The sequence below is a fragment of the Niabella drilacis genome (genome assembly GCF_900101395.1).
GTDB classification, from domain to species: domain Bacteria; phylum Bacteroidota; class Bacteroidia; order Chitinophagales; family Chitinophagaceae; genus Niabella; species Niabella drilacis.
On record NZ_FMZO01000003.1, the window covers coordinates 360758 to 385663 of the forward strand.

Consider the following 24906-nt stretch of genomic DNA (forward strand, 5'->3'; position numbering starts at 1 on the left):
ATATGAAGATTTGGATCAAAAGTCTGCTGGCGCTTTTATACCTGGGGGTACTGCCGGCAAACGGGCAGATAGCTCCCTATAACCTGCAGACCAGCGCGCAGATTTCGCTGAATCAGCTCAGCCGGCATTTTACGGCTCCTCCGCCCGAAGCAAGGCTGCGCTGTTACTGGTGGTGGCTCAATAGTATGGCTACCAAAGCCTCCATTACAAGGGACCTGGAGGAAATGAAGCAAAAAGGTTATGGAGGCGCTTCGTTGGTGGACGCAGGCAGTTCTGCTTATAATGTAGCGCTCAAAACGGCTGCCGGCCCGGTATTTATGAGCCCGGAATGGATGGAGCTGTACCGGCACGCTGTAAAAGAAGCGGACCGCCTGGGCATAGAGCTGAGTGTGAACATCCAGAGCGGCTGGAATCCCGGCGGGCCTTTTGTGACGCCCGAATATGCAATGAAAAGACTGGTTACGGCCGATACGGTGATCAGCGGCGGCAGAAAGATCGTTATGTTGCTGCCCAAACCACCGGAAAAGCTGATGTACCGCGATGTGCTGGTACAGGCGGTTCGTAAGCCCTCGGGCCGGATCCTCTTAAGGGATACGGCTATTGCCGATTGGTCGTTAAAAACATTTAACCGGTCCATGGGCGGCAGTGGTATTTACCCGCTGTATAAGTTCCGCTCCGGTTTTGATACCCTGTCCGGAACAACGCCCCTGCAGCAGCATAACATCATTGACCTGACCAGCCGCTTTGATGGGCGCCAGCTTAAATGGGAGGCACCGCCCGGCGAATGGATCATCATTCGCTATGGCTGGACAAATACCGGTGTGGTAACCTCCACAACCAGTGATGGCTGGAACGGGTTATCGCTGGATCACCTCAGCCCTGCTGCCTTTAACCTGTTCAACCGCTCGGTGATCACACCGCTGATCACTGCAGCAAAAGAAGCGGGGAACAGCGTACGGTACCTTCAGACGGATAGCTGGGAAATGGGAGTCGTTAACTGGACGCAGGATTTTCCAAAAGAATTCCGTGCCCGGCGGGGGTATGATATCCTCCGGTTCATGCCTGTACTGGCCGGGTACCTGGTAGAGAGCCAGGAGCAGACCAACCGGTTTTTATATGATTTCAGGAAAACCGTGGGGGATTGTATCCTTGATAATCATTACCGGCTATTTTACAATACCGCGCATCAGGGCGGGATGGGCATCCACCCGGAATCAGGCGGGCCGCATTCCGCACCCATCGATGCCTTGCAGGTAATGGGCATCAATGACTTTCCGCAGGGCGAGTTTTGGGCAATGGCCAATACACACCGGGTTTCAGACGCAGCGCGGCTGGCTGTAAAGCAGAGTGCCTGTGTAGCGCATACCAACGGAAAACGGTTTGTAGGGGCAGAAGGGCCTACCAGCATCGGGCCGCAATGGGAACGCTCGCCCCGGGATCTGAAAAGCAATATCGACCGCATTTTCTGTTCCGGCGTAAACCGTATTGTGTGGCACACCTTTACATCGTCTCCAAAAGAATTTGGCCTTCCGGGAAACGAGTATTTTGCGGGAACCCATATGAATCCTAACGTAACCTGGTGGAATGATGCCGCTGCTTTTACCGGCTACCTGAACCGGGCAAGTTACCTGCTGCAGCAAGGGCTGTTTACGGCAGATGTATTATATTACTATGGGGATGACGTGCCCAACTTTGTCTTTTTGAAAGAGGAATTCCCGCAGCTGCATTTTGGGTACGATTGGGATAAATGTTCCCGCGATGTGGTTTTAAAACGCCTCTCCGTTAAGAATGGGCGCATTGTGCTGCCGGATGGTATGCAGTACCGGTTGCTGGCATTGCCCTCCGAAAAGGCGATCAGCCTGGATGTGCTGAAAAAAATAGAAGCGTTGGTAAAGGAGGGTATGACGGTCTGGGGACCGCGTCCCGCCATGGCTACAGGTCTTACCGGTTATCCCGGCAGCGACGGAGCGCTGCGGGCTATCGCAGACCGGCTGTGGGGTAAGATCGATGGAACTGCTGTTACCGAAAACCGGTACGGAAAAGGAACCGTTATCTGGGGAAAGGATATCAATGCAGTGCTGAAGTCAATGGAGGTAATGCCGGATCTTAGTTTTACAAGCGCCAGCCCGCAAACGGCCATCGATTATATACACCGCAATTCTGATGAGGCGGATATCTATTTTTTATCCAACCGGTTTGAGTACCGTGCCTATAATGATTTTGAATACCGGTACCTGCCCGAAGTTCCGGACCGGTATGAGCAGATACAAGCCAGCTTCCGCATTTCAGGCCGGCAGCCCCAGTTATGGGATGCCCTGTCCGGTACCATTACGGATATCGTGTATTACCGGGAGGAAAACGGAAGAACCATCATTCCGCTGCATTTTGAGCCGGGAGGTTCCAAGTTTATCGTGTTTAAAAAAGAGAACGCAGGGGCTCCGCATATTACCGGTGTTCAAAGGGACGGCGCTGTACGATCGGTATCGCATGCCGGGGCCGTTCCGGATTTTGAACCGATAGCGTTTAACCAACAGGATGGAACCGTTAATGCGGTTGTATATGAAAAGGGGCACTATACAATGGACTGGTCCGATGGAAGAACAACCACACTGAACGCAACAGAAGGAATAACGGAAAAGCCCCTGGCCGGTAGCTGGCAGTTGAAGCTGGATGCGCGCTGGGGTGGAGGAAAGGTATACCAGCTGAATGCACTGAAGTCCTGGACGGCATTTGAAGATCCGGACCTGAAATACTACTCGGGAAAAGGAGTGTACACTACCCGGTTCCGGATTACGGAAGAGGAGCGGAAGGGCAGGCGTATTTTGCTGGACCTGGGCAATGTGCAGGACCTGGCGGAGATTAAGGTAAATGGGGTCAACCCTGTTATAAAATGGTGTTTCCCTTATCGTATCGATATTACCGAAGCCATAAAGCCAGGGATAAACACGCTTTCGGTAGGAGTAGTGAATCTCTGGGCCAACCGGCTGATCGGCGACCGGAAACTCCCTGCCGGAAAAAGACTTACAAAAACAAACGTAATTAAATTCGAAACGGATGAAGCAGAAAAACTGCTGCGCATATCGGGTTTATTAGGACCTGCTCAATTATTGTTCGTTCCGGAACTGCCGGTGAAAACGCAATAACGCAGTCGCTTATATAAGCCCCCGGTTAGGCCGGGGCCGGCTGAAAAAACTCCTGTACCATCAGTAAAGAAAAGGGCAGGAGTTTTTTCGGCCTTATTAATGAAAAGCAGGGAGCCCGGGCGACGCGCTTTTGAGCGGTCCATGGCCCTGTTTCCGGAGGGGTTCAGTCTCCTCCGGTGTATTTCGTTTTGGTTAAGGGGTCGTTAAATAGAACTTCATTTCTTATTTTCTACGAATTATTCGTAATTTTATGAAAAAGTCGAAATGAAGAGACTGTCGTTCCTGGTAAATCTTCTGTTGTTGAGTGCCATAGGATATGCGCAAAACAGGGATAGTTTAACGGCTGCTGTATTATTGCATCAGCTTGACCGTATGCACCAGACCATCCGGAATATCTCCTACCATGTACAGCATACCTGGCATGATGCCTCGGTAAAAGATTCTGTACAGGTTTGGGAGGGAGATGTTGGTTTAGTACCGGATAGCAGGGATACGATCTTTGGAAACAGGTTTCATATCAAAAACACCGGGAATTTTGGAAGTATTGACAGTTACTATGATGGAAAATTGTATATAGAAGCGAATCACCGCGATCGTTCCCTGCTCCGGGTAGATCCCTGTATTTTTCCCAATGACTTCAGTAATCCGGCTAAAAGCCGGTCGGTGTTGCGATTGGTGCAATCGCTTATTTTCAGAAAGGACCTGTCAGAATATCTTTTATCCCGATATCCCTATGGCAGGCATCCGCAATTGTCGTTGAGAAGAGGGAGCGGCCGGTATATGATAACCATCGCCTATCCGCCAAATGACTATGGCGCTTCTACGACCTTTACGTTGGGGGTGGAAGAAAAGCCGATGCGGGTAGTAGAGGTACAGCAGGTTGTGCTTTTTAACGGAACCCGGCAAACGCAGACCTGGAAGGTTTCAAAGATCCGGGAAAACAGGAATGATCATGTTGTTCCTGATGTTTCAGCCGCTGTATTTGCGGGCTACAGGGTGTCAGCACCGCAACCACGTAAAAATGAAAAGTATACGTATCCATTGCTATCAAAAGCGGCCCCCGGGTTTCGCGTTGAGCCAATAGAAGGCGGGGCTGCAATATCATTGATCGCGCTAAGAGGAAAATATGTATTGCTGGACTTTTGGGAAACCTGGTGTGGGTATTGCATAATGGCGTTTCCTAAAATAAAATTGCTGTATGAAAAATACCACCGGTCCGGGCTGGAAGTTATCGGCATTACTACAGAAAATGAAGACCTGGTAAGTAAACTGATCACGGCCAACCGGCTGCCCTATCTCCATGTAAAGGGAGATACGGCGCTTCTTAAAGATTACCTGGTTGCTGCGCGCCCTCATTATGTATTGGTAGGACCGGATGGAAATGTGGCGGCGGGAACTGACCTGGAGGGCATAGAGAAAATATTACAGGAACGTATGAACCAATAGATCCATAGTGCTTTTAAACATTTAAACGATGATTGCATTCAATATCTTTGATTTAATAAAACCAGGCCCGGTGTTTCGGGTTAACGTAGTTCGTATAAGGTTTATAGGCATATGCTTATTACTGGCTTGCAGCCATGTATTATGGGCGCAGCAACATGCACCCGCCACGCTGGAGCTCATGCTTGGCAAATTGGGGAGCGCCCGGAGTATACAGTACGATGAGATCTCGGAGGATAAAAGTATGTTTAATGATGACACCATAAGGCTACAGGATGCAAAAAGAATCTTTTTTGATAGTTCCGGGAATGTCAGCGAAGCAGATATTGTCACCCAATCGGATACGCATCAATGGAGAACCGTATTCAGTAACAAACGGCTTTATTCGCTTGGAGCCGATCGCTCGTACTCCATGGTTGTAAGGGAAAATTATTTGGGGCCCGTTGGCGACCTGTTCAGTGAAGGGGGATTGATCGCTGCTGTCAGAAGGAATAAAGAGCAGCATCCGGAAAGAATATTGAGGCGTAACGATACGTTAGTGGGAGGAAGACGCTGTGCCTATTATGAGATCAGGGATCGCGACACGACGATCGATGGAGAACGGAATTTTTTTTACTGCTACCTGGCCATAGATAAAGGTACCCATTTGCCGGCCGCCATGAGGTATACGGGTTATAGCGTAGCCAAAAAGGACGAACAGAAAATAGGTGCTTTTTATTTGTTTGGGAAGTCTTTATACCGGAATATCCGGCTGAACAGGGGCAAAAATGATCTCAGGGATTTTAAGGTACCGGAAGGGTATCATTTGGAGAAGGAGCTTCCGCTTTTGCAGGAGGGAGCTGTTGCCCCGGACTGGGAGGGAGCGGATGTTAACGGGAAAAGATATGCTTCAAAGGACTTTAAAGGCAGGGTATTACTGCTTTTTCTGAGTGGTATCGGTTGCCCGAACAATGAATTGTCGGTACCCGTGTTGAACCGGCTGGCCGCAGCATATAGCGGCAAAGCCGTGCAGCTGATGGGTGTTTTTCCAGACGGTAAGGACAAGCTGGGCCGATATGTTAAAACGAACCACCTGCAGTTCCCGGTTTTATACAACGGGGATAAGATAAAGAACGCCTATCATGCTCCCGGGTCCCCGTTTTTTTATATCGTTGATCAAAATGGAGGTATTGTCAAAAGCAAGGCAGGTTACTCGGCAGACTTGGAGCAATTGCTGACAGAAGCGATCAACAAGGTATTATTGCAATAGCAGATGGCTATAATAGCCCGATCTCTGCTGCTTTTTCCCTCAGAAATTCAAGCCCGGCCTCCCTTGTATTGGGTATTTCACCATCAAGAATGGCATCTTTGAGTGCATCTTTTAAAATGCCGACGGGTTTTGAGGGTGCAAGGTTAAACAATTGCATGATCTCAAGGCCGTCGATGGGTGGCTGCCAGTTGCGGATCTGGTCCTTTTCCTCCACCTCCTTACAGCGTTCGCGCACCAGCTTAAAATTATCCAGGAAACGCTGTACTTTCTTTTTGTTCTTACTGGTGATATCCGCTTCGCAAAGCAGCATCAGCGCATCAAAATCTTCGCCTGCATCAAACAGCAGGCGCCGGATGGCGGAATCAGTGATGTCTTCTTTACTGAGACTGATCGGCCGCAGGTGCAGCTCCACCAGCTTTTTTACAAACCGCATTTTTTCGTGTTGCGGTAATTTAAACTGTGCAAAGATCTTGGGTACCATACGGCCCCCTATAACCTCGTGCCCGTGAAAGGTCCAGCCGGCACCCTCTTCAAAACGTTTGGTAGCAGGTTTGGCAATATCGTGCAGGATGGCTGCCCAGCGCAGCCACAGGTCCTTGCTTTTTATGCTGATATTATCCAGTACCTGCAGGGTATGGTAAAAATTATCCTTATGCCCGATCCCTTCCTTGAATTCCGCTCCGGCCAGGTCTACCATTTTTGGAAAAATGATCCGGAGCAAACCGGTCCGGTAGAGCAGGTCAAACCCGGTGGAGGGCTTTGCTGCCAGGATGATCTTATTGAGCTCATCCGTAATGCGTTCCTGGGAAATGATCCGGATACGGTCCCGGTTCCTGGAAATAGCTTCCAGGGTAGGAGGGGCAATGGTAAAGCCCAGCTGTGTGGCAAAACGGATGGCACGCATCATCCGCAGGGGGTCATCGCTAAACGTCTGATCCGGCTCCAATGGGGTAATGATCGTTTTGTCCTGCAAATGCTGCTGGCCGTTAAAGGGGTCTACCAGCCGTCCGAAGCTGTCCTTATTCAGGCTGATGGCCATAGCGTTGATGGTGAAATCCCTGCGGTTCTGATCGTCTTCCAGGGTGCCCGGGCTTACCTGGGGCTTGCGGCTGTTGCGCTGGTAACTTTCTTTGCGTGCGCCTACAAATTCCACGTCAAAGCCGGAAGTATGAATATGAGCGGTACCGAAATTTTTAAAATAATTGACCTGGGGAGTGGGCTCAAATCTGGCTGCTACCGCTTTAGCCAGCTCAATACCATCGCCAACCGTAACAATGTCGGCGTCCTTGGTAGGCCGGTTCAGCAGCTTGTCCCGCACAAATCCGCCCACCAGGTAGCTTTCCATTTCCAGCTCCTGTGCAGCGGCGGCTACTTTGTTGATCATTTCCCGCTCCTGGTCGCTTAGTTGAATATCCATCTGACCGGCAAATATAATACAGGTTTGAGAATTGAGTGTTGAGAAATCAATTGTCCGCTTTTGGCAAACAAGGATCCGCTTTCACAGAACCGGTGGCTCTTGTGTTTGTTTGAGGTTTCTGATTCGATCTTAGATCCGGTTTATACTCAATGCCCCGGGGCATTTCCAAATCGCAGAATATTGATACAGCCAACGGATCACAGGTCGCTGATCGCCTGTTCAGGGCTGCGCGATTATCCGTGCGTGGCACCTTCGTGACCCGTTACCATTATTTGACAGTGAGATTGGCGCTGCGCTGCAGTTTTTTAAATGGTACGGACCGAAGCTTTAAATCCTAAAAGGGGAAAGACAAGATCCCAAAAACAAAAAACCAGGCATCACAAACTGATCGCTGAAAACTAATAGCTGACCGCTGTCTCTACCGGATCACTTCTATTTCCCCGTTTTTCCACCGGATGATGGATGAAGGCTGGTGCGGCGTATGGTCATCACGCCGGTGCTCCACTATATAATCAGCCTGGTCGCGGATCGTACTGGAAATGGCATCAAAACGGGCCGGAGTAGCTTCTCCAGAAACATTGGCTGATGTAGAAACGATGGGCTTGCCAAAGCGTTTGATCAGCGCCCGGCAAAATTCATCATTGCAAATGCGTATAGCAATGCTGCCGTCACCGGCCGTAAGGTTTTCCGCAAACCCGATCCCGTGTTCATAAATAACGGTGGTGGGCCGTTCGGCGGTTCCCAGGTAGTCGAACAGGCTGAGATCCACGGCAGCGGTATACTGCATGATATCCCGTTCACCGGTTACCAGAACGATCATAGCCTTGCTGTCGCTGCGCTTTTTAATGGCATAGATCTTTGCCACGGCTTCCGCATTGGTTGCATCGCAACCCAGGCCCCATACGGTATCGGTAGGATAAAGGATCACGCCTCCCTGTTCCAGTGTGGAGATGCTTTTTTGGATATCCTGTTCAAAAGAATGCATACTATAAAATCGATTGATAAAGTTTCATTACATCACCGGCGTACACTTCCGGGCGGAACCGTTGTGCATTTTCGAGCCCCCGTTGGCGCATGGCCGCAGCAAAGGCCGCATCGCTATAGATCTTCCGGAAACCATTGGCCATTTCTTCCGGGCTATCCGGGTCCGCCAGCCAGGCCGCATTACCCGCTATCTCCGGGAGGCAGGAAGTGGTAGCGGTAATAACGGGTACGCCACCCGCCATGGCCTCGATGATCGGCATGCCGAAGCCTTCAAAATAGGAAGGATAGATCATCGCGGTTGCCAGTTGATAGAGTGCCGGGAGGTCCTCCGTGGCAACAAAGGGTTTCTTTCCCGCCAGGGCCAGCTGCTCCGATAAAAAGCAAACCCGGTCTTCCAGCCCTGCTTCTTTCAGGTATGCTTTTACCTTGTCTTTAAAACCGCCATCATTGCCCACTACCACCAGGGGAATGGGAATATCGTTGCGAATGCTGTTCAGGGCCTTGCAGATATTCAGCAGGTTCTTCCGTTCAATGATGGTGCCTACATGCAGGAAGAAGGCCTCCGGCAGTTGGTATTTTTGTCGGACCGCTTCTTTTTTTTCTTCCGGTTCCGGCACCATAAACGCGGGGGCGCAGCTCTGGTAGATCACATCAATCTTTCCGGGATCAGTGCCGTAGATCTTTATAATATGGTTTTTGGTCTCTTCACTGATGGCCATGATCCTTGTAGCATTCCCGCAGGCATAACGCAGTTTGGCGCGGTAGATCTTTACATCGATGGGTTTGTACTGCTCGGGGTAGATCTCCGGGAACAGGTCATGGATCGTTACCACGGAAGGAATGCCCGTTTGCGGCAGGCCGGCGGGAATTTCATGACTCAACCCATGATAGAGGTTGATGCCCATACGGGTGAGGTCCCTGGTCACCCAGCGGCTTCTCCAGGCCGCGCTAAGGAGCCGGTGTAATGTGGCCTTGGGCAATACTTCCCGGATATTTGCCTGGTTGGGCTGGAACGACTTGCCGGGCCTGGGATTAAACAGGTAATAAGTGTGTTCAGGGTATTGATCTGCCAGCAGGCGGATCAGCACCCGGCTGAAAAAACCAAGCCCTGTATTGTTATGATATGCCCTCTTGGCGTCGAACCCGATATTCATAAGTGCAAAGAAAGTCATTTTTAATCTGAGAATTTGAACATTTGAGAATTTGAAGATGTGGAACTATGAAAGGGAAGGTCCCGTTCCTGCTCCATGATCTTCCCATTGGTCAATAGCACACAGGAAACAGGGAATGGCAAGTAGCGAGTAGGAGGAAGTACGTAAAGCATAAAACCGAACCGAACCTCAAACTTTAAACGTGAAACCTGGAATGCAAAACGCTATCTTTGCCCGAACAAAAAGAACAAAAAAGGATTATGCAAGACTTGATTACCACGGCCTGGGCCAACAGGGAATTGTTAAAAGACAGTAAGTATACAGATGCCATTCATGAAGTAATTGCGGCATTGGATAAGGGGGAATTGCGTGTTGCAGAGCCCGATGGACGGAAATGGAAAGTGAATGAGTGGGTAAAGCAGGCGATCCTTATGTATTTTGGTATTCAGAAAATGCAGACCTGGGATGTGCCTCCTTTTGAGTTCTACGACAAAATGCTGCTGAAAAAGAATTATAAAGATATTGGAGTACGGGCCGTTCCGCATGCCGTAGCGCGTTATGGCGCCTACTTGGCGCCCAATGTGGTGCTGATGCCTTCTTATGTAAATATCGGCGCCTATGTGGGAGAAGGTACCATGGTAGATACCTGGGCTACGGTGGGCAGCTGCGCCCAGGTCGGTAAAAATGTGCACCTGAGCGGTGGTGTGGGCATCGGCGGGGTATTGGAGCCCCTGCAGGCGAGCCCGGTAATTATCGAAGACGGTTGTTTCCTGGGAAGCCGTTCCATTGTAGTGGAGGGCGTTATTGTGGAAAAAGAGGCGGTATTGGGTGCCAATGTGGTATTGACCCAAAGTACCAAGATCATCGATGTAAGCGGTTCCATTCCCATTGAAGGAAAAGGAAGGGTACCGGCAAGAAGTGTGGTGATCCCTGGTTCTTATGCAAAAAAATTCCCGGCCGGGGAATATCATGTGAATTGCGCACTGATCATCGGTAAGCGGAAGGCAAGTACCGATCTGAAAACCAGTCTGAACGACGCTTTGCGCGATTTCAAGATCAGCGTATAATTTTTGTTTAAGGTTCAACGTTTAAGGTCCAACTGACATTGGACCTTAAACCTTAAACTTGGAACTTTGAAAGCTTTAGTCTATAAATCAACCGGTAGCTGGTATACTGTTAAAGATGAAACCGGGAAATTTCACAACGCCCGGATAAAAGGCGTTTTCAAAATCGACGGCATCACCAGCACTAACCCGCTTGCCGTGGGCGACTGGGTAAATATCGAGGCCGAAGATGGAGCGGAGGGATCGGCAATGATTGACGAGATCTTCCCCCGCTCTAATTACATCAACCGGCAATCGCCCCGTGTAAAATACCAGCAGCATATCATTGCAGCCAACCTCGATCAGTCGATACTGATTGCTACCTTAAAGGAGCCCCGCACTTCCCGCGGTTTTATCGACCGCTTCCTGGTCGTTTGCGAAATGTATCATGTACCTGCCATCCTCCTGTTTAATAAAACGGATATTTACCGGGAAAAAGAATGGGCAGCTTATGAAGCGTTATCGGCCGTATATCAGTCGCTGGGATACCAGGTGTATGCCGTGAGCGTGGAAAAACAAAGCGGCCTGGAGGCACTGGGTAGCTTGTTACAGGACAAAACCACGCTCATCAGCGGGCATAGCGGCGTAGGAAAATCATCGCTTATCAATATGCTCCTGCCGAAGGAGGGTATAAAAACACAGGATGTAAGCGGTTGGAGCGGCAAAGGCATGCATACCACTACTTTTGCCACCATGTACGATCTGCCGGAAGGCGGCCGGATCATTGATACGCCGGGCATCCGGGAGCTGGCTATTACCAACCTCGAACGGGAGGAATTGTCGCATTATTTTCCCGAAATGCGCGAACGGCTGGATCAATGCCGTTACAATAACTGCACGCATATCAATGAACCCGGTTGCGCGGTAAAGGCAGCGGTTGAAAGCGGTATGATCTATGAGGAACGTTATATCAGCTACCTGAATATTTTTGAGAGCATGGGTAAAAAAGATTACTGAGTCATTTTATAACACATTTTCCGGCAGCATCATGCTGTGGACAGGAATTTTTTAAATCTGTTTTATGGAATACAGCAACAGGCGATCAGTGCTGATAGCATTGTTTATGGTAATGTACCTTGCTGTTTTTGCCCAGCAGCAAAAATATGTACTGGTCGTACATGGAGGCGCCGGCACTATCGTAAAAGAGAACCTGTCTCCCGAAAAAGAAAAACGGTATACAGCCGCGCTAACCAGGGCTTTGCAGAGCGGATACCATATTCTGCAAACAGGGGGAAGCAGCCTGGATGCTGTGGAAGCTGCTATCCGGGTGCTGGAAGATGATCCGCTCTTTAATGCCGGGAAGGGGGCCTTTTTTACACACGACGGGCGCAATGAGCTGGATGCTGCCATTATGGATGGCCGTACCTTAAAGGCCGGTGCTGTTGCAGGGGTAACAACTATCCGGAACCCTATATCTGCTGCGCGGGCCGTAATGGAGCGATCAGAACATGTGTTGCTCACCGGCAAAGGAGCGGAGTTGTTTGCAGAGGAAGCGGGTCTGGTGCCGGTGGATCCCGGGTATTTTCGTACTGAAGAGCGCTGGCAGGGTCTGCAGCGGGCGCTGAAAACAGACACGCCCCGGACTACACAGGGGCATGATGGCAAAGCGGCTTCCGCAGCGCCGGCAATCAACGTTGACCAAAAATTTGGAACGGTCGGATGCGTGGCGCTGGACCGGCAGGGAAATCTCGCAGCAGGCACATCGACCGGGGGCATGACCAACAAGAAATACGGCCGTGTGGGCGATTCCCCCATTATCGGCGCCGGTACCTATTGCAACAATGCAACAGCCGGTATTTCCTGCACCGGGTGGGGCGAGTTTTTTATACGGAACGTGGTGGCCAAAACAGTCTCGGATCTTATAGAGTACAAAGGATATACGGTTGGCAGGGCCGCCGGCGAGGTGCTGGATAAGGTACGGGAAATGGGCGGCGATGGCGGCCTGATCATCCTGGACAAGCAGGGGCATATGGCCATGCCTTTTAACACAAAGGGAATGTATCGGGGTGCGGTTAGGGAAGATGGAACGATTGAGGTGCGGATTTACCAATAGAGGCGCCCCCTTTATTCCTGGTCCTTTTTATAATAGCGGTCTGCTTCGTTGGCCTCCTTAAACCAGCCGGCGTATTTGATATAGTTGTTGGCGATCCGGTCGATCTCCCCGCTCAGTAATTCCTGCGAAATGTCCTTGATCTTTTTCGCCGGGGTTCCGGCGTAGATACTGCCCGGGCTGCAAATGGTATTTTCCAGCACCACGGCACCTGCGGCTATAATGGAATTGCTGTGCACCACTGCATTATCCATAATAATGGCGCCCATGCCTATGAGCACATTGTCGTGGATCGTACATCCGTGTACAATGGCGTTATGCCCGATGGAAACATTGTTGCCGATGGTGGTACCGCATTTCTGGTAAGTGCAGTGGATCACCACCCCATCCTGTATATTGACCTTGGCCCCGATACGTATAAAATTTACATCGCCCCTTACCACGGTATTGAACCAGAAGCTGCAAGCATCTCCTGCGGTTACATCGCCAACAATGGTGGCATTGGGGGCTACAAAACAATCAGCGCCGATCTGCGGGTATTTTCCTTCTACCGGTAATATTACTGCCATAAAATAAGCTTTGCCGCTAAGGTACAAAAAGGATCAGGAATGAGGCATAATGTGAAAATGTGCGCATTCGGAAATTTAAAAATACGGGGGCCGGGTGCGCGGTTTCGGTCTCCTGGCATCAGCTGATCGATGGCTGGAAAATTCTCAGGTGGCCATAGCTGAAAGCTGATCGCTAAAAGCTATTTTTGCCGCATGCAGGATAAAATAGATAAAATAGCCGGGTTGTATCACCAGTGGAGCGGGCAGACGCCGGACTCCGTTGATGTGCTGCAGCAGGCCGGCAGTGAGCGCCGCTATTTCCGGGTCTGGAAGAACGGGCAATCCGTTATCGGAACCTATGGTGCCAACATAAAGGAAAATGAATCGTTCTTTTATTTTTCAGATCATTTTCAGAAACGGCAATTACCCGTAGCAAACATTCTCGCGATCAGTGCGGACCGGATGTATTATCTCCAGGACGACTATGGGAATATATCGTTGATCAATCATCTTGAGGAACAGGGGGAAACGGCGCCCGTATATGAACTGTTTAAAAACAGCCTTGGCGAACTGGCCCGGGTACAGGTGCTGGGCGATAAAGGACTGGATTATGATAAGTGTTTAACCAACAAGGAGTTTGGCAAGCAGGCAATTATGGCGGACCTGCTGTACTTTAAATATTATTTCCTGGATGCCCTGCGTAAGCCCTACGATAAACAGGCGCTGATCGATGATTTTGAAGCGCTGAGCACCTACCTTACACATACGGATCATAAATTTTTCATGATGCGCGATTTCCAGAGCCGCAATATCCAGGTAATGGAAGATCGTTCGGTACATTTTATCGACTACCAGGGAGGTATGAAAGGCGCTCCCCAGTATGATGTGGCCTCGTTGCTTTGGCAGGCAAGAGCCAACCTTTCTGAAGACTGGAAAGAACGGCTGCTGGTCGATTATATGCATGCACTGGAGCCCTTGCTGGACAAGCCGCTCAACCGGACGGCATTTGTAAGTCAGTATAACGGTTATGTGCTGATCCGCCTGCTGCAGGTGCTGGGCGCTTACGGGTTCAGGGGATTGTTTGAGCGCAAAGCACATTTTCTTACAAGCATTCCGCTGGCATTAAGAAACCTGCGCGCCTTCCTTCATGAAAACGCAATGGGTATTTCGGTGCCCGAATTTGATAAAGTGCTGCAGTTGTGTATAGCCGATGAGATCATTGAACAGTTCACCCCTGTTCAGGCAACAGCAGCAACACCGTTGGTCGTAAAAGTATCCAGTTTTTCATTTAAAAAAGGACTTCCGGCAGCCGATGATCCCGATAGTGATCGGGATGGCGGCGGTTTTGTATTCGATTGCAGGGGGATCCTGAACCCCGGCCGGATAGAAAGTATGAAGACGCAAACCGGACGGGATAAGGAAGTGATCCAGTACCTGGAACAGCAAACGCGGATGCCCGAATTCCTGCACAGTGTTTTTGATGTAGTGGATATAACGGTTGAGGATTTTATAAAGCGGGGATTTAGCAGCCTGATGGTCAGCTTTGGCTGTACCGGGGGGCAGCACCGCAGCGTATATGCAGCAGATGCGCTGGCCCGGCACCTGAAGAATAAGTTCAAAGTGAAAGTAGCGCTGAACCATTGGGTGCAGGATGCGAAGAACTGGGAAAACTCGGGTCGATAGTTCATGGTCCATTGTCCATAAAACTGAATTCCGGCGGATACTTTTATAATAGAGATAGGGTCTGTATAGTTTTGTAAAATTTCGGATATGGCATTCAAATTTGAAAATTTAAAAGTATGGCATAGTGCAGCAAATTTGTCTAATCAGATTGATTCGCTAACAAAGGGGTTTCCACCGGAGGAGAAATATAGTCTTTCTACCCAAATGAAGAAGGCTGCTGATTCGGTGGCACTGAATATTGCAGAGGGGTCTACCGGGCAGACGAATGCTGAATTCAAGAGGTTTCTTGGCTTTTCGTTACGTTCAGCTGTTGAAGTGGTCAGTGCGTTACTGTTAGCCAGGATGCGTAATTACATAACTGAAGAAATAAAACAAAAGTATTATGACGAATACGAGATGCTCTGTAAAATGATTACAAGTTTAAGAGCCTCGATGTAATTGTTCAACGAAAATAACTATGGACCATCGACCATTGACTATAAGCCACCAGCCCTTCGGCCAGGCCCTCATCTTCTGTGCCGGCCTGGGAACCCGTTTTAAACCCTGGACAGACAGGCATCCGAAGGCCTTGGCCGTGATCAACGGGAAAAGCCTGCTGCAACGGAACATTGAATATTTACAGCAATATGGCATAGACCGGATCGTCGTGAATGTGCACCACTTTGCCGATCAGATCATTGAAGCGGTTGAAAAGAACCGGGGCTGGGGCAGCGAAGTGCTGATCAGCGATGAAACCGATGCGGTGCTGGAAACCGGCGGTGGCCTTTTAAAAGCAAAAGCGCTTTTTACACCGGGAGAGCCGTTTATAACCTGTAATGCGGATATCCTTACGGACCTGGACATCAATGCGCTTATAGCTTTTCACAAAAAGCAAAAACCGTTGATCTCAATGATGGTAAGCAGCCGTAAAACATCGCGCTACCTGCTGTTTGATGAAGAAAATACACTATGCGGCTGGCAGAATATTACAACAGGGGAACAACGGATCTCAAAACCGGCGGCCTCATTGCGTCCGCTGGCTTACGATTGTGTAGTGGCTTTCAACTATGAAGTGTTGGATCTGATTCCCTTTACAGGAAAATTTTCTCTTATCGACCTTTACCTGCACCTGGCAAAAAGCCAAACTATAAAAGGGATGGAGCATAAGGGCGACCGCTGGGTGGATGTGGGTAAGCCGGAGAGCGTGGCCATAGCGGAGGCAATGTTTCCCCGGTAAGGGAAGGCCGCCGGCACCCTGCCAACCTGTTTGTTAAAGGACCTGCACAAAGGACGCTTCGGGAAACGGACCACGCATATCGTTGCCGCATATTTTCCGGAAAACAGGCCGGGCCTTATAGAGATAAGCAAGGCAAACGCATCTGAATTGCGTGAAAAAAGCGGAACCAAAAACACTACCAGGCACTGTAAGTACCCCTGTTTGTAGCAGGGTATTAAAGAGATCCCCCGGCTCCTGCAGGAGCCGCGCAAAATTGCCGGGGCTAAACAAACACGAGGCTCCTTTGGAGCCCGGTTGATCAAAACAACCTGTTTGCTATAAACCCAATGCTCCCCCGGAGCTGATCAATGCTGATATAAAATGCGTTTGCCCTGCGGAGATAAGTGATAGCTGGCTTGCATTTGTTTGATTTCTGTAACTTTGATTTATGGAAAAGCCGGAAACTATTGAAGCCTTTTATAAAAGGATCAATCAGAATACTTCAAAACTGTCCCTGCACAATGTAGGCCTGGGCCTGGGGCATTTTAATATCTTTCCAAGATCATTCTGTTCTCAGCACACCAGTTATTCCAGGCGCGATTATTACAAAGTATCCTATATCATTGGTACGGGCAAACTGTACTATGCCAACCAATGGGTCTATATTGATCGCCCGGCATTGATGTTCTCCAACCCCCTTGTGCCTTATTCCTGGGAGGCGGAATCTGCCGATCAGGCGGGCTGGTTCTGCCTTTTTACAGAAGATTTTATCCGCCACGATGAGCGCATGTTCAGTTTGCAGGATTCACCATTGTTCAAAGCAGGGGCCCGCCCTGTTTATTTTTTAAATGAAGAGCAGCAGGTAGAGATCAGCAATATCTTCCGGAAGATGGCGCAGGAGATGCATTCAGACTATACCCACAAATTCAGTATGCTCCGGAACTACCTGCACCTGGTCATTCATGAAGCTATGAAATGGTGCGCTACCGACAGGTTTGAAAAGCCGGTCAATGCGGCTGCGCGCATTACCAGCCTTTTCCTGGAACTGCTGGAGCGCCAGTTTCCGATCGATGCGCCGGACCTCGTACTGCAGCTGAGGGCGCCGCAGCATTATGCGCACCAGCTATCCGTGCATGTAAACCATCTCAACAGGTCTGTACGGGAACAAACAGGTAAAACCACTTCTGCACATATATCGGACCGGGTACTGAAGGAAGCTGCTGCGCTTTTAAGACATTCCGACTGGAATATTTCGGAGATTGCCTACAGCCTGGGATTCGAGTACCCGGCACATTTTACCAGTTTTTATAAGAAAAAAACAGGGCAGAGTCCCACAGCGCTTCGGAGATCAATTGTTTGATTTTTGTAAGTAATGGTTTGATTGGAGTAGCCGGGCAGTAGCCGGTGGTACTTAATTTTGTGGTGGAAAAGAACCTGTATGATCCCTACACAATCCATGATATCACGTCAACAGCGGCCCGGCGTAAGACGGCTGCCGCCAAAAAATAAAAGAGCCGCTACGCTCATCGCTTTTTTGCTGATCCCCCTATCCGGGTTAATAACCGATATCTATATTCCTTCAATGCCGCATATGGCGTTGGAGCTGCACCAGCCGGAGGCGGCTGTGCAACTGACATTGAGCCTGTTCCTGGTAAGCTATGGCCTGGCACAGTTTGTAACCGGGAGCCTGATCGACAGTTATGGGCGGTTCCGTCTTACCCTGGTTTCCCTGGCCGTTTTTATTGTCAGCAATATCGTGATCATTTTTACAAAACAGATCGAATGGATCTATGCCATGCGGATCGTGCAGGGGATCACTACCGGTTTTATAGTAGTGGCCAAACGCGCATTCTTTGTAGACGTATATGAAGGGGAAGAGCGCCGGCACTACCTTAGCCTTATGTCTATCGTATGGTCTTCTGCCCCGGTGATCGCACCGTTTATCGGCGGCTATCTGCAGCAGTATTTCAACTGGCAGGCAAATTTCTGTGTGCTGGCCGTTTATGGGTTGCTGATGCTGGTTTTGGAGTGGACATTTTCCGGTGAAACGGTTCCGGTATACCGGAACTTCAACTGGAAAGCGCTATTGCAGGATTACCGGTTCATGATGCGTAGCCGGGTGTTCGCTTATGGGCTGCTGATCTGCGGTCTCTGTTATGGTACCACCATGATCTTTGGTCTGGCAGGGGCCTTTATCATTGAGCATAAGATGCATTATTCTTCCGTGGTAGCGGGCTATGGAGCACTCGTGATGGGGGTGGCCTGGATGTGTGGAGGCTTCCTGGGCAAAGCCAGTTTAAATAAAGCATTCCTGCCCAAACTGAGGAGAAGCAATGCGGCGCAGCTGCTGGCAACGCTGCTCATGATCGTTACCGCAGTGTGGGTATACAATCTCTATACCCTGCTGTTCTTTGCTTTCCTGATCCACGTATGTGTAGGATTTATTTTCAATAATTATTTTGCGTATTGCCTGGGCAGGTTTCCGCAGATGGCCGGCCTTGCCAGCGGACTGAGCGGAGGTGCCAACTTTATTGTTACAGCGGTTACCAGCTACACAGTGGTAGGAATATTGCGTCCCCAATCGCAGCCTGTATTGGGTTATGGGTACCTCATTATGGGCGGCATTGCTTTTTTGGTCTTACAACTGTTACTCAAAAAAGAACCGGAGCAGGTTTAAACGGTATTGATTTTTATGGAGTCAGCTGTGGTACCGGTGGCATCCGGGTTGCTACGCTCAGTTCATCGTTCCCTTCATTGCTCATCTGGTCCGCAATGTATTGACGATTCACATTTCGCAAATAACATCTCACTAAAAAACTTTTCACATCTCACTAAAAAACCTTCCACATCTCACTAAAAAAGAAAAATATGCAATACAGGAAATTAGGAGCAACAGGAGAAAGCCTTTCCGCGATCGGGTTGGGCTGTATGGGTATGAGCTTTGCCTATGGGCCCGTTGATGATGCGGAGAGCATTGCTACGTTACACAAAGCCCTGGACCTTGGTATTAACTTCTGGGATACGGCAGATATGTATGCCGACGGTGCCAATGAAGAACTGATCTCAAAAGTGCTGGTGCCCAATCGCGACAAAGTATTTATTGCTACCAAGTTCGGGTTCCGTTTTAAGAACGGTGTGGCCGGTCCCGGCAATGCCGCAGGTACTTATTTTGATGGAAGGCCTGAATGGGTGCGGGAGGCGGTGGATAAGAGTTTGCAGCGGTTAAAGATCGATACCATTGACCTGTACTATGCACATCGTATTGACCCCAATGTACCGGTAGAAGAAATGGTAGGCGCCATGGCCGACCTGGTTAAACAGGGTAAGGTCCGTTACCTGGGGTTAAGCGAGGCCTCCGCGGCCTCTATCCGTAAAGCACATGCGGTGCATCCGATAGCAGCGTTGCAGAGCGAATATTCGCTGTTGTCGAGAGATGTGGAAGGGAGCATCCTGGATACCGTGCGCGAGCTGGGGATCAGCCTGGTGCCCTATTCGCCGCTGGCAAGAGGGCTGGTGACCAATACACTGGATACCGCCGCGCTGGCAGACAATGACTTCAGAAGAACCCTGCCCCGTTATCAGGAAGATGTTGCAGAGAACAATAACCGGCTGGTACAGGAGTTTGCTGCGTTGGCAAAGGATAAAAATTGCACTCCTGCACAGCTGGCCCTGGCCTGGGTGTTGGCACAGGGAAATGATCTGATCCCGATCCCGGGAACCAAGAAAAGGAAATACCTGGAGGAGAACGCCGGTGCTGCGGCAATCGCTTTAACTGCAGGAGAGCTGGAAACTATTGAGGCATTGGTAAAGAAGTATCCCCACACCGGCGCCCGTTACAGCGAGGGCGCGATGAAGCTGGTAAACCGGTAGCCGGGTCCGGCCGGGCAGGATTGCCTAAACGAAATGTTAATTTGCTCCTGCTTTGTTGCGGCAATGCTTTTGCCGGCCGTCTTCATTCCAAAGCTTAAAACAATGCGTTTATTCCTGTTCCTTACACTGCTTCCCTTTGCTTGCCGGCTCAGGAGGCAGCATATCGATCATATCCTGTAGTCCCGCGGACCATTGGTACCGTTTTGAGACGGCCTGTCATATTTTGTTACCCCGGATGCTAAAAGAATGGTTATTTTGCCATTTTTCATCGGGGTAAATGTCTATTATATGAAGAAAAGTAGCCTGCTGGCAATTTTTACGGTCGTATCTGCTGCAGTTGGGGCACAGTCAAACTATAATCCTGCGGAGGCTTTTGCCCCGCTGTTTTATCCTTCTGCAGGAAATGAATACAGGAGCGCCTCCGGTGAGCCCGGCCCCCGGTACTGGCAGAACCGGGCTGATTACAATATAGTGAGTACACTGGATACAGCCGGCCACACCGTTGCTGCAAAGGTGGAGATACTTTATACTAATAACAGTCCCGATGCATTGAAGTTCCTCTGGTTGCAGACCGATCAGAATACCTATCGTAAGGACTCCCGCGCCTCGGCCACTACCACGGCATCGGGTGGCCGATGGGCCAATACCATGTTTACGGAAGGAGACGTGATCCGGTCCATGGTTATAGAAGAGAACGGGAAAAAGTATACGCCTGAATATATGACCTCTGATACCCGCACCCAGGTTTGGCTCAGCAGTCCTCTGAAGGCAGCGGGAGGCAAGCTGAAGCTGACCATTGAATATTCCTTCGAAATACCGGAATACGGGAGCGACCGGATGGGCAGGATGAATACCCGGAACGGATGGATATATGAGATTGCACAGTGGTTCCCGCGCATGGCCGTGTATGACGATATCCAGGGATGGAATGTGCTGCCTTATCTGGGGCAGGGTGAATTTTATCTTGAATATGGAGATATCAGCTATAGCGTTACGGCCCCGGCAAATATGATTGTTGTAGGATCGGGCGAATTGTTGAATCCTGCGGAATGTTTTACTCCGGAAGAGGCCCGGCGGTACGCCGCGGCAAAGCTGAGCGATAAAACCGTACTGATCCGGAGTGCAGAGGAGATCGGCAAAAGCGGAATGAGCAACAGGAAAGGAACCACAACCTGGCGGTATAAGATTCAGGATACAAGAGATGTTGCCTGGGGCGCATCCAATGCCTTTGTACTGGATGGTGCACAGATCGATCTTCCGGGAGGTAAAAAATCAATGGCCCTGAGCGCTTATCCCGTGGAAAGCATCGGAGCCGATGGCTGGCAGCGCAGTACGGAAATGGTAAAGGGCTGTATCGAATTTTATTCAAAGCATTTGTTTGTATTCCCTTACCCCGTGGCTACAAATGTGGCGGGTATTGTTGGGGGAATGGAATACCCGGGTATAGTATTTTGCAGCTATAAGTCGAAAGGAAAAGACTTGTGGGGCGTAACAGATCATGAATTCGGCCATACCTGGTTTCCCATGATCGTAGGCAGCAACGAACGCAAATATGCCTGGATGGACGAAGGTTTTAATACCTTTATCAATGGCTTGTCCAGCGCCGCCTTTAATAACGGAGAGTTTAAAAAGCAAAGTTATTTTGACGATCCTGCAGTAGGTGAAACCGTAAAATCGGTCTTCAGCGACAAGGGGGATGTTTTAATGACCGCGCCGGATGTGGTACAGCAGGCAAATCTTGGCAACACCGCGTATTTTAAACCGTCGCTGATGTTACAGGCTTTGAGAAATGTGGTGCTGGGCGAAAAACGTTTTGATGCTGCTTTCCGGGAGTACATCAACCGGTGGGCCTTCAGACATCCCACACCCTGGGATTTTTTCCGTACGATGGAGAATGTAGGCGGAGAAGATCTGGCCTGGTTCTGGAGGGGATGGGTATTCAACAACTGGAAGACCGATCAGGCGGTCCGCAGCGTAAAATACAATAATAGTGTACCGGCCAATGGCGCACAGATCATCATAGAGAACCTCCAGCAGATGCCGATGCCGGTAACGGTCCTGGTAAAGGAACGTAACGGCAAAGAGCAAATCATACAGCTCCCGGTTGAAATATGGCAGCGCAGCGGCACTTATGCTTTTGAGGTGGCCACAACCACACAGATCATGGAAGTAACGATCGACCCCGATAAAAAGATCCTCGACTGGGATCGTTCCAATAATACCTGGACGGGGAGATAGGATTTTGTTTGAGGGTTGCCGTTTTACGCCTGGTCCGTGCGCTCCATGGGCCTTCTTTAGTTTAACGTTCAATGTTCAACGTTAGAACCATGCGCCTGCCTGGCATACGATGGCCCGTTTACATTCCCTGCAGGGGCTGGTTGCAGATGAGGATCTCCATAGGAAGAAAGAGCAGAGAATGATAACCCGGACTTCGGGCAAAGGCTCGCCTAAATGCTGCATGAAAAAAGTTACTGATGCTTCAAAATCTGTGCAGAAACTTTGCGCTCTTGTACCTTTTTGTTTGTCCCGGATACGTTGTTGCCGGACCGTCCGCCGCACAGCGAAAGATAAAATCAAGTGGAATGGCGGTGATGACGCCAACAATGGACTTCAGAAAAAGCGTTGCAGGCAGGCGGTCATCACCATGCCTGCAACGCGGATTTTATCGGTTCCGCCTAATGTAAGCCCCCGTTCCTTATCCGATTATTTTGGGCGGAATACGCCTTGTGGCGGACTTGACTTTTTGCTCCACTTTTGTGTCTAAGACAAAAGTGGAAATGATGGTTAAAACAGTAATGGTAGTTAAACAGCAGACCCTACTTAATCACGATATCATACTGGTGCAGCAGACCGGTGATATGCGGCAGGCTAAAAAGCGCCTTTTTGATCCGGTTTTTGCCCGGGTCTATCGAATAGTGGAATGCCGTTTGAAGATCTGCTTTTTCCAGGTTGGTATTTTCAAACCGCGCACCGGAAAGATCACAGCGGCAGAATACCACCGTACTGCAGTCTGCATCTACAAAATCCACTTCCTGCAAAATGCAGTCCTGAAAGGAAGCCTGCTTCATTTTAACTCCGTAAAAAGAACTAAGGGTCAGCGTCGCGTTTTCAAACCGCGGCGAAAATAAAAAGGTGTTGGCATCTTCAAAGTGCACACCAACCAGCTTGCAGTTTTTGAATACCGTATCCTGGAAAGAAGCCTGCTTAACGCATGCATTGCTCAGATCACAGTCCTCAAAGCTGCAGTCGATGAAATTGATCGCCGACAGGTCAGCACCGGAAAATCCGCAGGCTTTAAAGCGGCATCCCTCATAATCCCCTTTGGGCAGCGCTTGCTGTGTATAGTCCTGTTTTTCATAAACAACATCTTCAACGTACCGGCTCATGGCTTTTTATTCAAAGATAGCTTTTCGGAAAACGGCGGATAAACATTTTATGGAATTAATGGCAAAGCTGATCTAATAAGTAAACACATTTACTATGAACAGCATAGAAGCCGCGGCGGCACCGGTAGCCCGGAAACAGAGGAGGGGTGTGGTTTTCCGGCATGCCGGTCTGAAAATAGATATGACACCCATGGTGGATCTCGGGTTTTTGCTGATCACCTTTTTTATTTATACGGCTGCCATGAGTGATCCTGCTACCATGAACCTGTTTATGCCTAAAGACGGCCCCCCAACCGGTGTTGCCGCCACGGGAGCATTAACAGTATTGATCGGAAACAACGGGGCCGTTGCCTGCTATGAAGACGAACTGAAACCGGGCGGAGCGAACCTGCACCGCGTTACACCGGCGCAATTGAGAGCCACACTGATGCGTAAAAAGAAAGAAGTAATGGCGCAGTATATACCGGATGCGGCCTGTGAAGCAAAGGCCATTGCTGAGAAACGTTCGCCGGAGGACTGCCGGCAAGGCAAGCTCATGGTCATGATCAAACCCGGCAGGAACGCCGATTACAGATCGGTTGTAAATGTGCTGGATGAGATGATCATTAATAAGATTGCACGCTATGCTTTAATGACACCCGGTACCGAGGAGCTGAAATACATCCCCTGACTGATCCTTTTACGGGCTCATGAACCGTATTGCTGAAGCCCGTTTCAGCAACAGGGTCCCTCATGTCTTTAAACAACTAAAACAATAAATTATGGAAACAACAAAGATCCTTTCTGCCAGCTTCCTGGACATTTTGTTTGATGGCAGGAACAAAGCCTACGGCGCTTACGAGCTGCGCAACACCTATAACCGGCGATTGGTAAAAGCACTGGGGGCAACGGGGCTGGTCATCGCAACGTTTATGGGGGCTTCCGCATTAAGAGGAGCAACATCCAAAAAAGCCCCGGTTCCCATTATCACCACGGTAGTGGATCTTACCGAAATTAAAGAAACAAAAAAAGTGGAGCCCCCGGCGCCTGCGCCCCCCAAATTGCAGGAGCCCAGGAAGATCGAAATCAAACAATTTGTGGTTCCTAAAATTGTGCTGGATAAGGACGTGGTAACGCCACCACCTTCACAGGAAGATCTTACGGATGTAAAGATCGGGTTAAAGGATGTTGAAGGCGTGAAGATGGGAGACATTGCAGTGCCTCCGGAAGGCGTTCCGGATGGAAGGGGCGTGATTGAAACAAAACCTGTTGAAAAAGATGACCTGCCATTTACAAAAGTGGAAAAAGAAGCAGAGTACCCAGGCGACTGGACACGTTTTCTTACAACCAACCTGAGAGGGGAGGTTCCTGTTGATAATGGTGCAGCCCCGGGCAACTACCGGGTCCTTGTTCAGTTTGTGGTGGATATAAACGGAGCGGTAAGCGATATCCGGGTACTGAAAGATCCCGGTTTTGGTATGGGAGCAGAAGCGATCCGGGTGATCAGAAAATCAGGAAAGTGGAAACCGGCCGTACAAAACGGGAACATGGTTAAAGCTTTTCGCAGCCAGCCGATCACATTCCAGGTAATGGAACAATAATAACCTGCTGCAGGGATCTGTCTGACTGTTAAAAAAGCGTTATTGTACCACCCGTGGTGTTTTGTATACTGCGGGTGGTTATGGTCCGGGGCAACCTTCCTTTC

General features: G+C 49.7%; 20 protein-coding genes. 15 read left to right on the plus strand and 5 right to left on the minus strand.

Translation table 11 applies throughout. The annotated features are described in order from the left end of the window. Positions 1-2: 2 nt before the first annotated feature. The 3 genes from BLS44_RS07770 to BLS44_RS07780 all read left to right on the plus strand — a co-directional run bounded on the left by BLS44_RS07770 (position 3) and on the right by BLS44_RS07780 (position 5835). Entirely contained in the window at positions 3-3143 is a 3141-nt protein-coding gene (locus BLS44_RS07770; protein WP_090389481.1) for a glycosyl hydrolase, read from the plus strand. A 264-nt stretch (positions 3144-3407) separates the two neighbouring features. After that, positions 3408-4589 (plus strand): TlpA family protein disulfide reductase, encoded by a 1182-nt coding sequence (locus BLS44_RS07775; RefSeq protein ID WP_090389482.1) that lies wholly within the window; start codon positions 3408-3410, stop codon positions 4587-4589. A 28-nt stretch (positions 4590-4617) separates the two neighbouring features. Further along, on the plus strand, positions 4618-5835 hold the full coding sequence (locus tag BLS44_RS07780) for a peroxiredoxin family protein (protein ID WP_090389483.1): 1218 nt from the start codon (positions 4618-4620) through the stop codon (positions 5833-5835). Positions 5836-5842: 7 nt separating this feature from the next. Here the strand turns inward: BLS44_RS07780 and BLS44_RS07785 are convergent, their stop codons facing one another. The 3 genes from BLS44_RS07785 to BLS44_RS07795 all read right to left on the minus strand — a co-directional run bounded on the left by BLS44_RS07785 (position 5843) and on the right by BLS44_RS07795 (position 9408). Then, on the minus strand, positions 5843-7252 hold the full coding sequence (locus BLS44_RS07785) for a CCA tRNA nucleotidyltransferase (protein ID WP_090389484.1): 1410 nt from the start codon (positions 7250-7252) through the stop codon (positions 5843-5845). A gap of 418 nt (positions 7253-7670) precedes the next feature. Continuing rightward, complete coding sequence (locus BLS44_RS07790; protein WP_090389485.1) at positions 7671-8237, minus strand: L-threonylcarbamoyladenylate synthase; 567 nt, start codon at positions 8235-8237, stop codon at positions 7671-7673. A 1-nt stretch (position 8238) separates the two neighbouring features. After that, positions 8239-9408, minus strand: coding sequence for a glycosyltransferase family 4 protein (locus BLS44_RS07795; protein WP_090389486.1), 1170 nt, complete (start codon positions 9406-9408; stop codon positions 8239-8241). 239 nt (positions 9409-9647) lie between these two features. On the opposite strand from BLS44_RS07795, the gene BLS44_RS07800 reads away from it, so the two are divergent. The 3 genes from BLS44_RS07800 (at position 9648) to BLS44_RS07810 (ending at position 12543) form a co-directional block, all read left to right on the plus strand. Further along, positions 9648-10454: a 2,3,4,5-tetrahydropyridine-2,6-dicarboxylate N-succinyltransferase gene (locus BLS44_RS07800; RefSeq protein ID WP_090389622.1), complete on the plus strand. Its 807-nt coding sequence runs from the start codon at positions 9648-9650 to the stop codon at positions 10452-10454. A 66-nt stretch (positions 10455-10520) separates the two neighbouring features. Then, positions 10521-11447 (plus strand): ribosome small subunit-dependent GTPase A, encoded by a 927-nt coding sequence (gene rsgA, locus BLS44_RS07805; protein WP_090389487.1) that lies wholly within the window; start codon positions 10521-10523, stop codon positions 11445-11447. 64 nt (positions 11448-11511) lie between these two features. Beyond that, on the plus strand, positions 11512-12543 hold the full coding sequence (locus BLS44_RS07810; protein WP_090389488.1) for an isoaspartyl peptidase/L-asparaginase family protein: 1032 nt from the start codon (positions 11512-11514) through the stop codon (positions 12541-12543). Positions 12544-12554: 11 nt separating this feature from the next. On the opposite strand, the gene BLS44_RS07815 is transcribed toward BLS44_RS07810, so the two are convergent. Continuing rightward, the gene (locus BLS44_RS07815) at positions 12555-13109 is read right to left on the minus strand and encodes a gamma carbonic anhydrase family protein (RefSeq protein ID WP_090389623.1); all 555 of its coding nucleotides are present in this window, start codon (positions 13107-13109) and stop codon (positions 12555-12557) included. A 192-nt stretch (positions 13110-13301) separates the two neighbouring features. On the opposite strand from BLS44_RS07815, the gene BLS44_RS07820 reads away from it, so the two are divergent. The 7 genes from BLS44_RS07820 (at position 13302) to BLS44_RS07855 (ending at position 22074) form a co-directional block, all read left to right on the plus strand. Then, entirely contained in the window at positions 13302-14771 is a 1470-nt protein-coding gene (locus tag BLS44_RS07820; protein ID WP_090389489.1) for a RapZ C-terminal domain-containing protein, read from the plus strand. A gap of 87 nt (positions 14772-14858) precedes the next feature. Continuing rightward, on the plus strand, positions 14859-15209 hold the full coding sequence (locus tag BLS44_RS07825; RefSeq protein ID WP_090389490.1) for a four helix bundle protein: 351 nt from the start codon (positions 14859-14861) through the stop codon (positions 15207-15209). Between the two features lie 19 nt (positions 15210-15228). Further along, on the plus strand, positions 15229-15987 hold the full coding sequence (locus BLS44_RS07830) for a nucleotidyltransferase family protein (protein ID WP_090389491.1): 759 nt from the start codon (positions 15229-15231) through the stop codon (positions 15985-15987). 427 nt (positions 15988-16414) lie between these two features. After that, positions 16415-17326 (plus strand): helix-turn-helix domain-containing protein, encoded by a 912-nt coding sequence (locus tag BLS44_RS07840; protein ID WP_090389493.1) that lies wholly within the window; start codon positions 16415-16417, stop codon positions 17324-17326. 78 nt (positions 17327-17404) lie between these two features. After that, complete coding sequence (locus BLS44_RS07845; protein WP_245729141.1) at positions 17405-18643, plus strand: MFS transporter; 1239 nt, start codon at positions 17405-17407, stop codon at positions 18641-18643. A 191-nt stretch (positions 18644-18834) separates the two neighbouring features. Next, the gene (locus BLS44_RS07850) at positions 18835-19836 is read left to right on the plus strand and encodes an aldo/keto reductase (protein WP_090389495.1); all 1002 of its coding nucleotides are present in this window, start codon (positions 18835-18837) and stop codon (positions 19834-19836) included. Between the two features lie 288 nt (positions 19837-20124). Beyond that, positions 20125-22074 carry a M1 family metallopeptidase gene (locus BLS44_RS07855; protein WP_090389624.1) on the plus strand — a complete coding sequence of 650 codons (1950 nt, stop codon included), beginning with the start codon at positions 20125-20127 and terminating at the stop codon, positions 22072-22074. Between the two features lie 578 nt (positions 22075-22652). Here BLS44_RS07855 and BLS44_RS07860 read toward each other — a convergent pair. Further along, complete coding sequence (locus BLS44_RS07860) at positions 22653-23222, minus strand: pentapeptide repeat-containing protein (RefSeq protein WP_090389496.1); 570 nt, start codon at positions 23220-23222, stop codon at positions 22653-22655. 94 nt (positions 23223-23316) lie between these two features. On the opposite strand from BLS44_RS07860, the gene BLS44_RS07865 reads away from it, so the two are divergent. Then, positions 23317-23892 carry an ExbD/TolR family protein gene (locus tag BLS44_RS07865; protein WP_090389497.1) on the plus strand — a complete coding sequence of 192 codons (576 nt, stop codon included), beginning with the start codon at positions 23317-23319 and terminating at the stop codon, positions 23890-23892. 91 nt (positions 23893-23983) lie between these two features. Continuing rightward, complete coding sequence (locus tag BLS44_RS07870; RefSeq protein WP_090389498.1) at positions 23984-24802, plus strand: energy transducer TonB; 819 nt, start codon at positions 23984-23986, stop codon at positions 24800-24802. The last annotated feature ends 104 nt before the right edge of the window (positions 24803-24906 follow it).

Bases quoted from the DNA above. Each gene is read 5' to 3' on its own strand.
- BLS44_RS07770 (WP_090389481.1), top strand. From the start codon at position 3: ATGAAGATTTGGATCAAAAGTCTGCTGGCGCTTTTATACCTGGGGGTA.
- BLS44_RS07775 (WP_090389482.1), top strand. From the start codon at position 3,408: ATGAAGAGACTGTCGTTCCTGGTAAATCTTCTGTTGTTGAGTGCCATA.
- BLS44_RS07780 (WP_090389483.1), top strand. From the start codon at position 4,618: ATGATTGCATTCAATATCTTTGATTTAATAAAACCAGGCCCGGTGTTT.
- BLS44_RS07785 (WP_090389484.1), bottom strand. From the start codon at position 7,252: ATGGATATTCAACTAAGCGACCAGGAGCGGGAAATGATCAACAAAGTA.
- BLS44_RS07790 (WP_090389485.1), bottom strand. From the start codon at position 8,237: ATGCATTCTTTTGAACAGGATATCCAAAAAAGCATCTCCACACTGGAA.
- BLS44_RS07795 (WP_090389486.1), bottom strand. From the start codon at position 9,408: ATGACTTTCTTTGCACTTATGAATATCGGGTTCGACGCCAAGAGGGCA.
- BLS44_RS07800 (WP_090389622.1), top strand. From the start codon at position 9,648: ATGCAAGACTTGATTACCACGGCCTGGGCCAACAGGGAATTGTTAAAA.
- BLS44_RS07810 (WP_090389488.1), top strand. From the start codon at position 11,512: ATGGAATACAGCAACAGGCGATCAGTGCTGATAGCATTGTTTATGGTA.
- BLS44_RS07815 (WP_090389623.1), bottom strand. From the start codon at position 13,109: ATGGCAGTAATATTACCGGTAGAAGGAAAATACCCGCAGATCGGCGCT.
- BLS44_RS07820 (WP_090389489.1), top strand. From the start codon at position 13,302: ATGCAGGATAAAATAGATAAAATAGCCGGGTTGTATCACCAGTGGAGC.
- BLS44_RS07825 (WP_090389490.1), top strand. From the start codon at position 14,859: ATGGCATTCAAATTTGAAAATTTAAAAGTATGGCATAGTGCAGCAAAT.
- BLS44_RS07830 (WP_090389491.1), top strand. From the start codon at position 15,229: ATGGACCATCGACCATTGACTATAAGCCACCAGCCCTTCGGCCAGGCC.
- BLS44_RS07840 (WP_090389493.1), top strand. From the start codon at position 16,415: ATGGAAAAGCCGGAAACTATTGAAGCCTTTTATAAAAGGATCAATCAG.
- BLS44_RS07845 (WP_245729141.1), top strand. From the start codon at position 17,405: ATGATCCCTACACAATCCATGATATCACGTCAACAGCGGCCCGGCGTA.
- BLS44_RS07850 (WP_090389495.1), top strand. From the start codon at position 18,835: ATGCAATACAGGAAATTAGGAGCAACAGGAGAAAGCCTTTCCGCGATC.
- BLS44_RS07855 (WP_090389624.1), top strand. From the start codon at position 20,125: ATGAAGAAAAGTAGCCTGCTGGCAATTTTTACGGTCGTATCTGCTGCA.
- BLS44_RS07860 (WP_090389496.1), bottom strand. From the start codon at position 23,222: ATGAGCCGGTACGTTGAAGATGTTGTTTATGAAAAACAGGACTATACA.
- BLS44_RS07865 (WP_090389497.1), top strand. From the start codon at position 23,317: ATGAACAGCATAGAAGCCGCGGCGGCACCGGTAGCCCGGAAACAGAGG.
- BLS44_RS07870 (WP_090389498.1), top strand. From the start codon at position 23,984: ATGGAAACAACAAAGATCCTTTCTGCCAGCTTCCTGGACATTTTGTTT.